Origin of the sequence: Enterococcus sp. AZ191 (genome assembly GCF_051713845.1) — a bacterium.
GTDB lineage: Bacteria > Bacillota > Bacilli > Lactobacillales > Enterococcaceae > Enterococcus_B > Enterococcus_B durans.
Genome location: NZ_JBIOQS010000001.1, coordinates 2,559,626 through 2,575,407 on the forward strand (window position 1 = coordinate 2,559,626; position 15,782 = coordinate 2,575,407).

The 15,782-nt window shown below is 38.4% G+C and carries 13 protein-coding genes and 1 pseudogene; 2 read left to right on the plus strand and 12 right to left on the minus strand.

From position 1 onward, the window contains the following. The first annotated feature begins 80 nt into the window (after positions 1-80). A pseudogene (locus IGI47_RS12390) lies at positions 81-2,830 on the plus strand (cation-translocating P-type ATPase). A 263-nt stretch (positions 2,831-3,093) separates the two neighbouring features. On the opposite strand, the gene groL reads toward IGI47_RS12390, so the two are convergent. Next, a complete protein-coding gene (gene groL / locus IGI47_RS12395) occupies positions 3,094-4,719 on the minus strand; it encodes a chaperonin GroEL (protein WP_005880136.1) in 1,626 nt (541 codons plus the stop codon). 52 nt (positions 4,720-4,771) lie between these two features. Next, positions 4,772-5,056 (minus strand): co-chaperone GroES, encoded by a 285-nt coding sequence (gene groES, locus IGI47_RS12400; protein WP_005880134.1) that lies wholly within the window; start codon positions 5,054-5,056, stop codon positions 4,772-4,774. A 390-nt stretch (positions 5,057-5,446) separates the two neighbouring features. On the opposite strand from groES, the gene IGI47_RS12405 reads away from it, so the two are divergent. Then, on the plus strand, positions 5,447-6,115 hold the full coding sequence (locus IGI47_RS12405; RefSeq protein WP_311930791.1) for a CPBP family intramembrane glutamic endopeptidase: 669 nt from the start codon (positions 5,447-5,449) through the stop codon (positions 6,113-6,115). A gap of 473 nt (positions 6,116-6,588) precedes the next feature. On the opposite strand, the gene IGI47_RS12410 is transcribed toward IGI47_RS12405, so the two are convergent. The 10 genes from IGI47_RS12410 to IGI47_RS12455 all read right to left on the minus strand — a co-directional run bounded on the left by IGI47_RS12410 (position 6,589) and on the right by IGI47_RS12455 (position 15,733). Then, positions 6,589-6,906 (minus strand): hypothetical protein, encoded by a 318-nt coding sequence (locus tag IGI47_RS12410; RefSeq protein ID WP_438784358.1) that lies wholly within the window; start codon positions 6,904-6,906, stop codon positions 6,589-6,591. Positions 6,907-7,084: 178 nt separating this feature from the next. Then, positions 7,085-7,330, minus strand: a complete 246-nt coding sequence (locus IGI47_RS12415; protein ID WP_438784359.1) for a hypothetical protein — start codon at positions 7,328-7,330, stop codon at positions 7,085-7,087. Positions 7,331-7,483: 153 nt separating this feature from the next. Beyond that, complete coding sequence (locus tag IGI47_RS12420) at positions 7,484-8,293, minus strand: MBL fold metallo-hydrolase (RefSeq protein ID WP_311930793.1); 810 nt, start codon at positions 8,291-8,293, stop codon at positions 7,484-7,486. 51 nt (positions 8,294-8,344) lie between these two features. Next, positions 8,345-9,217, minus strand: a complete 873-nt coding sequence (locus tag IGI47_RS12425) for a two-component system regulatory protein YycI (protein ID WP_311930794.1) — start codon at positions 9,215-9,217, stop codon at positions 8,345-8,347. Continuing rightward, positions 9,218-10,528 (minus strand): YycH family regulatory protein, encoded by a 1,311-nt coding sequence (locus IGI47_RS12430; RefSeq protein WP_438784360.1) that lies wholly within the window; start codon positions 10,526-10,528, stop codon positions 9,218-9,220. It abuts the gene before it with no gap. Next, a complete protein-coding gene (gene walK, locus IGI47_RS12435; RefSeq protein ID WP_005878932.1) occupies positions 10,525-12,360 on the minus strand; it encodes a cell wall metabolism sensor histidine kinase WalK in 1,836 nt (611 codons plus the stop codon). Before walK ends, IGI47_RS12430 begins: the two co-directional genes overlap by 4 nt. Before the next feature lie 3 nt (positions 12,361-12,363). After that, entirely contained in the window at positions 12,364-13,068 is a 705-nt protein-coding gene (yycF, locus tag IGI47_RS12440) for a response regulator YycF (RefSeq protein ID WP_005878934.1), read from the minus strand. 341 nt (positions 13,069-13,409) lie between these two features. Beyond that, entirely contained in the window at positions 13,410-14,093 is a 684-nt protein-coding gene (locus IGI47_RS12445) for an MIP/aquaporin family protein (protein WP_311930796.1), read from the minus strand. A 226-nt stretch (positions 14,094-14,319) separates the two neighbouring features. After that, positions 14,320-15,177, minus strand: coding sequence for a DegV family protein (locus IGI47_RS12450; RefSeq protein WP_142422426.1), 858 nt, complete (start codon positions 15,175-15,177; stop codon positions 14,320-14,322). Beyond that, a complete protein-coding gene (locus tag IGI47_RS12455; RefSeq protein WP_005878940.1) occupies positions 15,167-15,733 on the minus strand; it encodes a DUF1836 domain-containing protein in 567 nt (188 codons plus the stop codon). The genes IGI47_RS12450 and IGI47_RS12455 overlap by 11 nt, the downstream gene beginning before the upstream one ends. Positions 15,734-15,782: the final 49 nt, after the last annotated feature.

The window sequence follows — 15,782 nt, forward strand, 5'->3', positions numbered from 1 at the left end:
TTCACATCATTTCAGGTAACCCATAAACTGATTTGCAATTTTTGGATCTTAGGAGGAAAATACAAACAGAGGTGATGACCATGGACAAGATAAATTGGGCGACTAGTTCGGTCCAAGCGGCTTATCAAGCACTAGCAAGTTCAGAAAAGGGACTTTCATCGGATGAAGTGCAGCAACGCTTAACCAAATACGGTCAAAATGTAATCAACACGACAAAAAAAGAATCGATTATCAAAACATTTTTATTAAATTTCACAAGTCTGATGGCACTCTTATTATGGGTATCGGGTTTTATAGCTTTATTTGCCGGTATGCTCGAATTAGGGATTGCCATCTGGTTGGTCAATGTGATCAACGGGCTCTTCAGTTTTTGGCAGCAATATCGCGCTAGTCAAGCAACTTCTGCCCTGCAAAAAATGTTGCCAAACTATGCTCGCGTCTTACGCAACGGTAAAGTAGAAAACACTCTGGTGGAAAATATCGTACCCGGAGATGTCGTACAGATCAAAAGCGGTGATAATATTCCTGCGGATGGCCGTCTATTGCAAGCTGACAGCATGCAAGTCAACCAATCTTCTTTAACTGGTGAATCCACCACCGTTAACAAGGATAGCGCCACATTAACCGTTGATGAAGTCAAAGCAGCTGGGCGCTTCGCCGAAGCGAATCTGGTTTATGAAGGAACTTCTGTAGTCAGTGGTAGTGGTTTGATGTTAGTTACCCAAACAGGGATGAAAACTGAATTTGGGCAAATTGCTTCTTTGACCGATTCCGTTGATGCAACTCCCAGCCCATTAGAAAAAGAACTAAACGTCTTGACGAAGCAACTTTCCCTGATCGCCATTGTGATCGGTGTGATTTTCTTTCTAGCAGCAGTCTTTTTCGTAAAATATCCTGTTGTTGAATCGTTTATTTTTGCCTTGGGAATGATGGTAGCCTTCATTCCAGAAGGGTTGTTGCCAACAGTCACTTTATCTTTAGCGCTGGCAGTTCAGACGATGGCTAAAAAAATGCTCTCGTTAAACATCTAAATAGCGTTGAAACACTAGGAGAAACTTCGGTTATCTGTTCTGACAAAACCGGAACGTTGACTAAAAACCAGATGACCGTCGAAAAAGTGTGGTTGCCTTATGGACAGTATGAATTGTCTGGCACTGGTTATGAACCAAATGGTATCGTAACTAAAGACAGCATGCGAATCGAATTAGCTAAAGAAAAAGATTTGTTACAACTGATCCGTATCGGTACATTAGATAACGACTCTGCTATCCAACAAACAGATCAAGAATATCAATTAGTGGGTAGTCCCGATGAAGGTAGTTTACTCATTTTAGCAGATAAAGCGGATTATGCTCTGGCAGAAGAGAAAGAACGTTATCAAAGGCTTAGTGAACTACCCTTTGATTCAAAACGCAAACGAATGTCTACGATCCATCAGCAACAAAATGATCGCTTTATTTTTACCAAAGGCGGGATCACCGAAATCCTCGAATGTTGCACTTACTTTTTACTGAATGGAGAAATCAAGCCTCTTGATGATACACGTAAAAAACAGATTCTTGACCAAAATGACATTTTCGCCAAAGAAGGTCTACGAACACTGGCTTTCGCCTACCGCCGATTAAATCCAGCTGAAGCAGAATACGGCATCGAAAAAACGGAAACTCAGCTGGTCTTCGTCGGCATCACTGCCAGCCAAGATCCACCACGGGAAAACGTCATCGAAGCAATAAAAAAATGTCACGCTGCCAGCATTCGGATCATCATGGTCACAGGTGACTATGGATTGACCGCTGAAAGTATCGCCCGCAAAATCGGGATCGTTGAAGGTGACGATGTCCGTGTCGTGACAGGCGAACAACTATCAGCGATGTCTGATGACGAACTGAAGGAAAATCTTACCCATCAAATCATTTTCGCCCGAGTCGCACCAGAACAAAAATATCGGATCGTTTCTCTCTTACAATCCCTAGGTGAAATCGTTGCTTCCACTGGAGATGGCGTCAATGATGCCCCTGCTTTGAAAAAAGCTGATATCGGGGTGGCAATGGGAGTCACCGGTACTGATGTCGCAAAAGAAGCCGCCGACATGATCTTAACAGATGATAATTTCACTTCGATCGTCAATGCTATTGAAGAAGGTCGTACGGTCTATAATAATATACGTAAATTCTTGTTATATATTTTAAATAGCAATATGCCAGAAGCTTTTCCATCAATTTTATTTCTGCTTTCTCGGGGAATGATCCCATTGCCTTTAACAGTGATGCAGATCCTTTCTATCGATCTAGGGACCGATATGTTGCCGGCACTAAGCCTAGCCACTGAAAAAACCGAACCTGGAACGATGAATAAACCGCCTCGCAAACGAACAGATCATCTCTTGACCAAAAAGTTGATCTGGAAGGCATTTGGTTGGTATGGTCTGATAGCATCTGTAATATCGATTGGTGCTTATTTCGTAATCAATTATTCTGACGGTTGGCCAACTATTCCATTGGCAAGTACAGGCAAAACTTATGTAATGGCCACTACAATGACTTTAGCAGCAATTGTTTTTAGTCAGATTGGTGCTGTTTTCAACTGTCGAACAGAAAAAGAATCCTTATTCAAGATCGGCTTTTTCAGCAACAAACGAGTTTTGTTAGGTATTTTTTTTGAAATCTGCCTGTTAGCCGCTCTGATTAACATTCCTTTCTTGCAGGATGCCTTCAACACCACCAATATTCCATTGATTGCTTGGTTTGGCTTGGCATTGATCCCGATTCCGATCATTCTATTGGAAGAGTTGCGTAAAGCCATATTGCGACATCGGACTCTGGTGAAATAAAACTGTAAATCATTGAGCATCCAGCTGATATAATTGGTACCCAACTGTTCGATTTTTTAACAGCTGGGCATTTTTTTTTTTGAAAAATTAATATCTAGAGATGTTTGAAAAACATTTCAGATGGTTCTCCTAACAAACGAATGTAGGACAAATCTAAAAATCAGGTTTGCTACAGCCTCTCGAATAAACGAAAGTCCAAAAATCAGTTTTTCACAAATTCAAAAAAAAGAGAACCTTGATATATCAAGGTTCTCTCTTAAATACTACATCATGCCACCCATCATTGATGGATCCATTGCTGGCGCTGCTGGAGCCGCTGGTTCTGGCTTGTCAGCTACGACAGCTTCTGTTGTTAATAACAATGCAGAAACAGATGCTGCATTTTGTAATGCTGAACGTGTAACTTTTGTTGGGTCAACGATACCAGCTTCTACCATGTTTACCCATTCGCCTGTTGCGGCATTGAATCCTGTTCCTAATTCAACATTTTTCAATTTATCAACAATGACTGAACCTTCGTAACCAGCATTTTCTGCAATTTGACGAATTGGTTCTTCTAATGCACGAACAACGATCTTGATACCTGTAGCAACATCACCTTCTGCATCTACTGCAGAAACTTTACCGATGACATTCACTAATGCTGTACCCCCACCAGAAACCATGCCTTCTTCAACAGCGGCACGTGTTGCGTTCAATGCATCTTCAATGCGTAATTTCAATTCTTTCAACTCTGTTTCAGTTGCAGCGCCGACTTTAACGACAGCCACACCACCTGCAAGTTTTGCTAAGCGTTCTTGTAATTTTTCGCGATCAAAGTCTGAAGTTGTTTCAGCGATTTGATTTTTGATCAATTGAACGCGCGCTTCGATAGCTGTTTTTTCGCCAGATCCTTCAACGATTGTTGTGTTGTCTTTATCCACAACAACTTTTGATGCGTTTCCTAGGTTTTCGATCGTTGCATCTTTCAATTCTAAGCCTAGGTCATCAGTGATCACTGTACCACCAGTCAAAATAGCGATGTCTTCAAGCATTGCTTTGCGACGGTCACCAAATCCAGGAGCTTTGACAGCGACAACGTTGAATGTTCCGCGAATCTTATTCAAGACTAATGTTGGTAAAGCTTCGCCATCCACATCATCTGCAATGATCAATAATGGACGAGATTGTTGTAAGATTTGTTCTAACAATGGCAAGATATCTTGAATATTAGAGATTTTTTTATCAGTGATCAAAATGTATGGATTTTCTAGAACAGCTTCCATTTTATCATTGTCAGTTACCATGTATTGTGATAAGTAACCGCGATCGAATTGCATTCCTTCAACTACGTCTAATTCTGTTTCGATCCCTTTTGATTCTTCGATAGTGATTACGCCATCGTTCCCAACTTTTTCCATAGCGTCAGCAATCAAATGTCCTACTTTATCAGAGCCAGATGAAACAGCCGCTACTTGTGCAATGGCTTCTTTCGAATCAACAACAGTTGAAATATTGTGTAATTCTTCTACAGCAGCTTTTGTTGCTAATTCGATCCCACGGCGGATACCTAAAGGATTAGCTCCTGCTGTAACGTTTTTTAATCCTTCACGTACGATTGCTTGAGTCAAAACTGTAGCAGTTGTTGTACCGTCACCAGCAATATCGTTTGTTTTTGAAGCAACTTCAGAAACTAATTTTGCTCCCATGTTTTCAAAATGATCTTCTAATTCGATTTCTTTCGCAATCGTTACCCCATCATTTGTGATCAATGGTGAGCCATATGATTTTTCCAATACGACATTACGACCTTTTGGACCTAATGTTACTTTCACTGTATCTGCTAATTTATCTACGCCACGTAACATTGCTGCACGAGCATCTTCTGAAAATTTCAATTCTTTTGCCATATCTATTCACCTCATCAAAATTTTTCATTCATTTTAATTGATTGCTTTGTTCTTACTCAACGATCGCCATGATATCTTTTCCAGCGACGATCAAATATTCTTTTCCTTCAAATTTCACTTCTGTACCGGCATATTTTTCAAACATTACTTGGTCGCCTACTTTTACAGCAGCAGGAACTTGTTCCCCGTTTTCTAACAAACGGCCTTCACCAACTGCGATAACTGTTCCAGTTTGTGGTTTTTCTTTAGCTGATGAAGCTAAAACGATTCCTCCAACAGTTTTTTCTTCCTCTTTTGCGACTTCAATAACGACGCGATCACCTAATGGTTTTAACACGATAAATCCCTCCGATAACTCTTTTTTGAATTCATTAGCACTCTAACAAGTCGAGTGCTAACCTACATTTTTAATAATACTCATTCTTCCATTTTTTTGCAAGCTTTTTAAATGAAGTTCTATAATTTTTACGTTATCCCTTACGTTTCAAAATAAAAGAAGGTAAATGAAGTATGTTATAATAAAAAAGAGAATGAGACAAAAAGTAAGAAATACTTTTGTCTCATTCTTTAAAAACGAATAAACGGTGGGAGCAGAAACAACTCCTTCTTAAATAAGCCGAAATTCACAAAAATTTGAACAGCAATTTTCGTTAATTTCTTCTTATTTATCGGAGTTAAACACTTCTATCCCAGCCTCGTTATTCTGCCTAATTTCAAGGAGGACCTTATGTCATTAAAAAAATATAGTTTTCTGAGTATCTTTTGCTATGGATTGATTTTTCTTTCACCTTTGATCCTTTCCTCTGTTGGGATCGTCCATACAACCACAGATTTGATTACTGCGACAGCAATTGCTTATATTTTAGGTGCGATCGTTTTAGCCTTCCTTTATTTTAGACAAAGAGAACCTTTATCCATTGAAGCAGCAGTTCCTAAATCTTCTGTACCAAAAATTATTCTTTATGGATTTGTTGGTATTTTTATCGCCTTGATTCTGCAAAGTTTAGCTGTAACATTGGAAACATTTTTATTTGGAGAAAGTGCGCCTTCTGAAAATACACAAAATATCATCCAGATGATACTTGAAGCGCCGGCCTTCATTGTCGCAACTACGATTGCTGGACCGATCATGGAAGAATTCGTCTTTCGTCGCAGTATTTTGGGTATTGTTGAAAGATATAGTAATTTTTGGATAGGTGCCATTGTTAGTTCCTTGCTTTTTGCGTTCGCACATAATGACGGACATTTATTGATCTACTTTTTCTTAGGTTTTTTCTTCAGCTTACAATATAAGGTAACTGGTCGAATTTGGACATCAATGATTACTCATGTCGGAATGAATACACTTGTCGTGATTGTCCAACTCGCTATCCAAAAAGGATTGCTTTCCTATTAAAAATTACCATTGATTTGATAAAAATAAAAAAGCTTTCAATAAAAAATAGAACGATACCAGCATAAACAGCTCGTTCATTTTTTTAGGAAAAGCTTTTTTACTGTTTTCTTTTAGATAACACTTCATTGCCAGAAACAGGATTATTTTTCTTGTTTCATCTGTTGCTTTTCTCCTTATTTCTTTCACTTCTACTTTTCTTTCTCGATACACAACTGAAAGTTAGCACATGCAGAATCCCTTCGCCAATTTTTCTAAATAGTTCTACGATGATATCTTCAATGAACGTTACCCTAGTCCTGACGAGATCTTATTGCCGACTCAGTCCTATCATGCAAAATTTTTTTATTAGACATAAATTCATACCCACGTTTCTTCAGATCCGTAATACTCATATAGGTTTCTGCTTCAACTCCACCGCTGTCTTTATTATGTAATAATTTTTGTTTATGTATATAGGATGAGTCCAAGTACATTCATTTCTGCCTTTGTTCATTTATTTCTGGCCTCTCACCTGTTTGTTTGATTTTTTGTTCTTTCATTATCAGCTCTAGATTTTTTCTCTCTATAGTTACTTCTCTTCTTTCTAAGTCTACTTCTTTTCTCTCTAGCTCCACTTTTTTTCTTTCTAGGTTTACTTCTTTTTCAATCATGTCGATTTTGTTTAAATCCAGCTTTAATTTATTTCTGTAAGTTTTTAATTTTTGTCTTTTATATTTATATTTTAGACGTTCAACTTGCGCTTTTGTACTAATTTTCAATTCTTGCCTGTTTGTATTCCTCTTACCTGACACATTGGATATGCTTCTCTCTAGATTTTGCTTTTTTCTCGCCCGATTCGACGACATTTTTGCCGTATCATCGGATTGCTTCTGTCTTAAATCTTTTTGTTTTTCTACAGTTTTTATCGGTGTTGATTTTACACTTTCCTTTTGAAAGGCATTTGTCTTCTTTTTGATAGACTGCCTTATTTCATTTCCTGTTAGTTTCTTTTTTTTTGATTAGTTCTTGTTTGACAAATTTTACTAGTTTTAGAGGAACATGGCTAGATCTAGCAACCTTTGTTACACTTGTCACTCTGAGTAGTTCACGTTCAATATGACGTCTTTGATTTACGGTTAACACCAATTTAGTTTTTTTCTCATTTTCTTTCCCCTTTTTTTGGATTAAACGTTTGATTGCTTTGAGCATAACCGATTCTTGGAACAAACAAGCCATCATTATTTCTTCATTTAGAAATAGTTGTTCTGATTTAAGATGACAAAAAAACAAGCTAGGATTCACAAAAATTTGTGAGTCCTAACTTGTTATGAAGAGAACATTCATTTTTTAGTGTATAGATACAACTACTTTTCTCTAATCATGGAACGATCATATTGAAAATAGTTCCGTTGCTTCATCTGGATCTGTGTCATAGACATCAAAGTCATGACCAACACCTAGATCTTTTTCTTTAAGGACATTTTCCATGGTTAAATGCGCAAGTTCTTTCATATTGTTTTCTTTACTTAAATGTCCCAGATAGATTCGTTTTGTTCGGTCACCAATCACATCTGTCATAACTAGCGCCCCGTCTTCATTAGAAAGATGGCCTCGATCCCCTAGAATCCGTTGCTTTAGATTCCACGGATAAGGTCCCATGCGAAGCATTTCCAGATCATGATTGCTTTCCATAAGATAGCCATCTGCATTCTTGATGATCCCACGCATACGATCATTACAATATCCGGTATCTGTCAACATGACAAATGACCGATTTTCTTTATAGAAACGATAGAATTGTGGTGCTGCTGCATCGTGTGATACCCCAAAACTTTCAACGTCTAGATCGCCAAAAGTTTGAATCTTCCCCATTTCAAATAAATGTTTTTGCTCAATTGGAACATTTCCGATCAATGGCGACATCGCTTCCCAAGTTTTTTCATTGGCAAAGACATCTAAATGATACTTTCTCGCTAATACACCGACACCATGAATATGATCTCGATGTTCATGCGTTACTAAAATCCCATCTAACTGGTCAGGTGTCCGATCAATCTGTGCCATTAAAGAAGTAATTTTTTTCCCGCTGAGTCCAGCATCCACCAGAAGTCGCTTTTTATCACTTTCAATATAAAGTGAATTTCCAGAGCTTCCGCTTGCTAGGATACTGATTTTGAAAGCTGGTTTTTCTTCAGCCATTTCACTACTTCCCTTCTTACTTTGTAAACTTTTTTCATTATACCTACTTTTTTAATGATCTTCCACCTTTGGAATCGTATTATTTGTAATAATTGTATTACTGAATGCATTGACTGATTCAACTTGTGTTACTTTATCAGCTGTTTCGATTGCTACATACCAGATAGGTACATAAACATTTTTTTCACGTACTTTAAGAATACAGGAGTACGCCAATTGTCGCCATAAAATCTTTGAACCTCGGGAAATTTTGTTATTTATATATAATGTTTTGATTGCATCTTCTTCTGTGTGTAATTCTGTTTTCTCACGTAGCTGTTCAATACCTGAAAGATGTGTCTGGGTGTATTTGGTGACTGCGTAGCGGTTGTCTACCTTATCCAATGAAAACACGATTTTCGCTGTGTCATCATAGAAAGGTAAGCCTTCGTACACTTGACTTGCTTCAATTTCAGGAGAGTCTCCACCTAGTGTCGAGAAATGCTTCATATACATATAATCAGTGCCAAACAATACATCCTCTTTATTAGCTAAAAAATCTGCAACAGAATGACCTAACTGATCAGGATCAAACATACTCTTTTCTGATTCTGTTTCTGATAACGTCTTTGTTAGCACATCATCATTTAATACGACCCCGCTACTTAACAAACCTCTTTTATCTGAATTACGGCGATAATCCGTCAGTTCACTGCTAAGATCTGTTTCTTCTGCACTAAGGTAATACCCTTGACGACTTTCAGAGGAGATCTTCCCTGTATATGAAATGTCATCACTGGCAAGGCGTTGCTGGATCGATTCTGTTTGATCAGAGCGAATAACATTGTTTTCTTGATTTATAGCATCATGGTAACTACTGAATAAGAAAATGTTAAGACCTAAAAAGGCAACGAAAAAGATCCATTCAATCTTTTTGAAATCCATTTATTTCGCCTCCGATCCAGGTAACCTTACAAGCAACTCACTTACGGAATACCATTGTTCTTGATATTTCACATACCATTCTGGCAATAGATCGACGACACGATTCGTTTCTTTGATATTTTGCCATGTATACCCCACGATGATCGATTGGATTTTCCCTTTATCTGCACCTTTATCGACTAAATTTTGAATAACATTTTCTGTATTCGGTAATTCTACTTCCTCATCAGAAGGGATCGGCACTTGGATCGTATTCAAACTTGTTTGGATATTCACTTCAGACCCGCCGGAATCATCACCAATCTCAATTCCAACCTGTCCCTTACTATCCGAACCAAAGACAGGAAATCCTTCTACAAATATCCGATAATCGATTTTATTTTCCTTACGATCAAAGTAGCGCATATTACCAAGAGAACTACCTAGCTTACTAATATAAGGGAAACTTTCGGAAAAAATATCGCCAGAGGCTTCTTCCGGAGTTTCTCCCCGAAAATCAACGACTTGTGTGTCCGAGTGGATCAACATCGTTTCATTTCTATCATAGAAAATCAATTCACTGCTCTCATCATTATTCTTTACTTCATCAGTTTTTTGAAAAAAAGCATTTCGAAATACTGTATATGGTTGTTGTGACAAGATGTAACTATATTTCTTCAGCTTCACAGGATTTTTTGTATCATACTGCGTTGGCATGATAGATGGTTCAGCATTCATTTCTGTCCATTTAATTCCTGTAGCTTTTAATTCTTTCTCTAGATCCGACCAATCGATCGAAATACTCGCCTCATAAATCGTGTGATCAGAATAATTGATAAAACGTACCTTATCCTTTTTCTCATCGAATTGGATACGATTGAAATAAGGCGTATCATCTTCCTTGGTAATTGCTGAAATATCAAAATTCAAATGAAAGGCATCTTTATATTCGCTTAAAAGCAACGGTGCATTATACGTAAGTTCGACACCCTTATCAATTGTTTTTGTCTGATTGAACTTTTCTAAGTTTCCAGAAACCACTTCAGAAAGTCGACCAAATCTTGCCCCTTCAACGACCGTTTGTAAACGGGTAATAAGATTCTCACTGTTTGTTTCTTTCAGCGATCCAGCATTTATCCAGGTTAGATGCAACGGTAGAAATACCTCTGATGCTTTACGATAATTTTGAGATTCCATTACTTGAGAGCTAGTTTCATCGACATTGATCGATGTCTTTCCTGCTGGGCTTAACCAAATGGCATAAGAGAAATAGATGCTTAAAGCAATCATCAAAATCAGTCCGATCCGAACAACTTTTTCAGATATTTTCATTCCCACCATTCCTCCTCATAAGGTTCATATGGTAAAGAAATATAGAAAGTTGAACCTTGTCCTTCTTTACTTTCTGCCCAGATCGCACCACGATGTGCTTTTATCACTTCTCTTGAAATCGCAAGTCCCAGCCCAGTTCCTCCTTGGGCTCTTGCTCGTGCTTTATCAACACGGTAGAAGCGCTCAAAAACTCGGTTCAAGTCTTTTTTAGGAATCCCTAGCCCTTGGTCTGTAATACTTAAAATCACATTATTGTGTGTTTCTAGTAATCGACAGGTGATCGTTCCACCATCTGGAGAATATTTGATTGCATTATTCATGATATTATCCACCACTTGAATGATCTTGTCTGTATCGATTTCCACCCATAGATCTCTTTGGGTAAATTCTCTTTTGATCCGATAATTTTTTTCCTGATTACCAACCATCATATCAAATCGGTCAAGTACAAAATTAACTAGTTCATTGAAATTCACATATTCTAGTTGAAGTTGCGTATTTCCTGTATCCATCCTTGAAAGATTTAGCAGATCATTGATCATCCGAATCATCCGATCCGTTTCATCTAGCGTAACTTTTAAAAAGTTAGGGGCAACTTCTTCGTCTTTCCAAGCACCTTCACTTAATGCTTCGATATAGCTGCGCATACTCGTCAATGGTGTCCGCAATTCATGTGAAACATTCGATACGAACTCACGTCGTTCTCTTTCTGTTTTTTCTTGCTCTGTGACATCGTGAAGAACCGCAACTAAACCACTGATAAATCCAGATTCTCTGCGGATCATCGAAAATTCTACGCGTAAAATCATTTGGTCACTTTCCATCAATCCCGTTGAACGGTCGAGAACCATTTCATTCGGATCTTCCAACAATTTTCGTAACGTGTACTCTTCTTCAATGTCCAGTAATGTTAAGATCGATTGCCCGATCGCCTCTTCATTTTTTACATCCAACAATGAGATCGCCATGTCATTGATCGTGATCACCTTGCCTCGACGGTCTGTGGCAATTACTCCATCTGTCATATGAGAAAGGACGCTATCTAGCCGATTTCTTTCAGCTTCCATCGTATCTTGTGCTTCTTCGATACGTTCAGCTAATTGATTGAATGTATCAGCCAGTTGCCCCAATTCATCTTGACCATGGACTTTGACTTTCCGACTATAATCTCCTCGGGCGATCCGAATCGCTTGCTCACGCATCTCTCCGATTGGTTGGGTGATTGAACGCGCGACTAGGACGGAAACGATCATAGAGATAAATGCAGCAATCAATGAGGCAGTGAAGAAGATAAGTGCGGTATTATTGATTTCTGAATATTTTTGTTCGATATTGCTTTTGACGTAAAGAGCCCCGATAACGGCATCACCGGTCGGGGATAGGATAGGTTGAATATTGATGTTCACCCGCTTATCGTCATTGTCGAGTGCTACATAGCGTTTGGTTGTGAAGTCATTGATATCGACATAATCATTTTTTTTGCCAATAGAACTCTGCTCACTCACATCTGTTGTCCCACGTATGATCCCTTTTTCGTCCACCACACGCATCTCCAGAATATCACTAGATGCACTCGTTTCAATAAATCGCTTGATATTCGCATTTACTTCGTCTGTATCTGCGCTATCTTTACGATTCAATTCAGGGCTGATCGTAGTTGCTAATGATTCAACCGTCTGATTCATATCTTTGATAAACGTATTGATCGTTGAACGTTCCAGTCCTCGGATGAAATACGCTCCAATAATTTCAATAGAGATCAGCAAAATCAAAATAAATGTAATGGCTATTTTAAAATTGACTGATCGAAAAAATCGGACTTTCCTTTTCATCAACTACTCCTGTTCTTGGTTACGTAAATAGTACCCGACACCTCGACGCGTCACTAGATAATTAGGGTGACTCGGATTATCTTCAATTTTTTCGCGTAAACGTCGTACTGTAACGTCCACTGTTCGTACATCCCCAAAATAGTCATAACCCCAAACAGTTTGTAATAAGTGTTCACGGGTCATCACCTGCCCAATATGTTTGGCTAAATAAAAGAGCAATTCAAATTCACGATGTGTCAATTCGATCGTTTCTCCTCGTTTGGTTACCATGTACGCATCTGGATGGATCGTCAAATCGCCGATCACTAATTCTGACGGCGTTTCTTCCTCTACTTCTTTAGATGCAGTTGCTCCTCTGCGAAGATTTGCTTTGACCCGAGCGACTAACTCACGATTAGAAAACGGCTTGGTGACATAATCATCTGCGCCTAATTCTAGACCTAAAACTTTATCGATTTCAGAATCCTTTGCCGTTACCATAATGATCGGCATATCGTAAGTTTTGCGTACTTCACGAGCCACTTCCAGCCCATCCATTTTTGGCAACATCAAATCCAGTAAAATCAAATCAGGTTCTACCTCAGTCACTTTTTCCAAGGCTTCTTCCCCGTCATAAGCAGTGTAAACATCATAGCCTTCTTTGGCTAAATTAAATTTGACGATATCCGAAATCGGTTTTTCGTCATCGACAACTAAAATCTTTTTCATAAAGAGCCACCTCTTTTTTATTTATTGTCATACTTTTCTATTATAACTTATTTCCGAATATGTTTCATCTCTGTAAAAAACAAGGTCTCAAAAGCCTTTTTAAAAAAAGGTGGAACAAAAGTAAAAACCACTTTTGTCTCACCTCTAAATTCGACTAATCGATGACTATGGCAAACACTTTTCTAAGAATAAAGCGAAAATTCTCAAAATTTTAAGAATAATTTTTTGACCTTTATTCCTTGAACCTTAGCGTTTCCATTTTCGATTTTTCAAACGAATATCTCTGTTTCTCGCTTCTACAGTTTCTTGCTGTCATCACTCAGAATGACACTGACCTCACATCAAACTTCGATGGTATCTAGATCTTCGGTTTCCAAGAGTTTTTTTGCTACAAGTGCCGCAATGATTCCCCCGACGATTGGTGCTACTACGAATACCCAAACTTGATCCAATGCTTGTCCACCTACTAAGAATGCTGGTGCTAGACTACGAGCTGGATTGGCAGACATTCCAGTCAATGGTACACCCACGAAATGGACTAGTGTCAATGTCAATCCAATAACGATTCCTGCTAGTCTACTGTTTCCTTTGCTTGGACTTGTCACTGTCATGATCACTAATACAAAAATAAATGTGAGGATGATTTCAACTGCCAAGGCACCACCTACACCCATTTCAAATGTATTTTGCCCTAGATTGTCGACACCTTTACCAGCAGAATCTAATATGCCCGCTAAGGATAATGACGCCGCAAAAGCCCCAACGATTTGTCCCGCCATATAATAAAATAATTCAGTTGTTGTAATGCGTTTGTTCAACCACATTGCAATTGAAACAGCTGGGTTCAGATGTGCACCTGAAATCGTTCCGATACTATATGTTGCTGCAATGATCGTCAAACCAAAAGCCAAGGCAATCCCAGTAGTACCGACGATTCCTGAAGCACCACCGCCTAGTACAGCCGCTCCCGTTCCTACAAAAACTAAAATATACGTACCAATAAGTTCTGCAATTCCTTTTTTCATAAAAAAACACCTCCACTTCTGATTATAACATTTTCTGCAAACTTTCAATAACACGTATTATTAAATGTGGTGTTATTTAGAAAATGTCCTTCTTACGTAGCTTTTTTAGTAGAAAACTTCGCAAAAAAACACCAAGAAAATAGTTTGTCCTTCACAGATAGATTTCCAACCTGACTTTTCCGAAAGACTTCTTCACTACATTCTTGGTATTCTTTTCAACGATTGTTTAGTTTTCCAAAACTTGTATTCCTACACCTAGCAATCCCGGCCCTGTATGGACAACTAACGCTGGAGATATTTGTCCAAAGTAAACGTGCTGTGCTTGAGGAAATTCAGTTTTTAGTCTTTCCACCATTGCGATGGCTTCCTCTTTCGCATCACCATGTGCAACCGCTAGATTGAACACTTTAGCTGTGCCAATTCGTTCGCGCACATAGCCAACTGTTTTATCTAAACTTTTCTTACGACCTCTTGCCTTGCCAACAGTATAATAAATACCTTCGTCGTTACAAGAGATGATGGGGTTTAGTTTTAACGCATTCCCAAGGATAGAAGCAACCAAACCGATACGTCCACCTTTTTGCAGATATTCTAAAGTCGCTACATTGAAGAACACTTTTGTGTGCTCCACTAGTTCGTTCAACTTGTCGATCAATGTCTGCCATTCGACTCCTTCTTCTAACCACTTTGCTGCTTGGATCGCAGAGAAACCTGCTCCGATTCCAATGTTCTTCGTATCTAATACATACGCTTCCAATTCTTCTTGCTGTTCTGCAATCAGTCGCACGATATTGAAAGTACCACTTAACCCGCTAGAAATAGTAATAGCTAACACTTTATCGTAGCCATCTGCTTTGATCTTTTCAAAAATCTTAGTGATCGTTTCACCATCGGGTAGAGAGGTTCCAGGAATTTCTTGCGGTAATCTTTGATAGATCTCTTCTGGCGTAATATCGACTTTATCTGTATAAACTTTATCTTTATAGATGATTTTTAATGGGATAACATACATCTGATATTTTTCAATCAATTCTTGTGGTACATCTGTACCAGAATCTACTAAAATAGCAATTTTATTTTTCATTTTTTTTCTCCTCAATTAAATACTCTGTTTCTAAGCTAATCGTCTTTTCTGCCAATAACTTCATAGCAAAAGACAACGTGGCCGACCGAACAGCAATATATTCCACCGGCGTTTCTTGATCAAGGAACGGTGGATAATTTTCTCCTTGCGCTAGTCGGCTGACCATTTTGACCGCAGTTTCTTGTTCAGAACAGAATAAATTATAGGCTTCGCGGATTCCTACTGTTTTCCCTTGAAATAAGATACCTTCCTTGATTTCAGGAATCGTCAAGACCTGTTTCAAAGTCGTGATCGCAATCAAAAATGCCACATGTTCTTTGTTATATCTTTTCTTGACAGGCGCTGGTATCAACCCAAGTTTCACATAATTATTGACCATTGATGAGGTGAGTAAAGGATGCTTTTCTCCTTGAATGACTGGAGAAAGATAGCGATCGACTAATGTTCTCACTTGATCCATATAAAGATCTAAATCAGGAAGTTCTTCCCAATGTGGCAAGTGGAAATCTTCTAGGTCTTTTCCCCACTCGATTAATTGTTGCTTCATCTTTTCCATGGTTTTATCTCCCTTTTTTGTTTTCATTTACATCTTATCAAAGTTATCA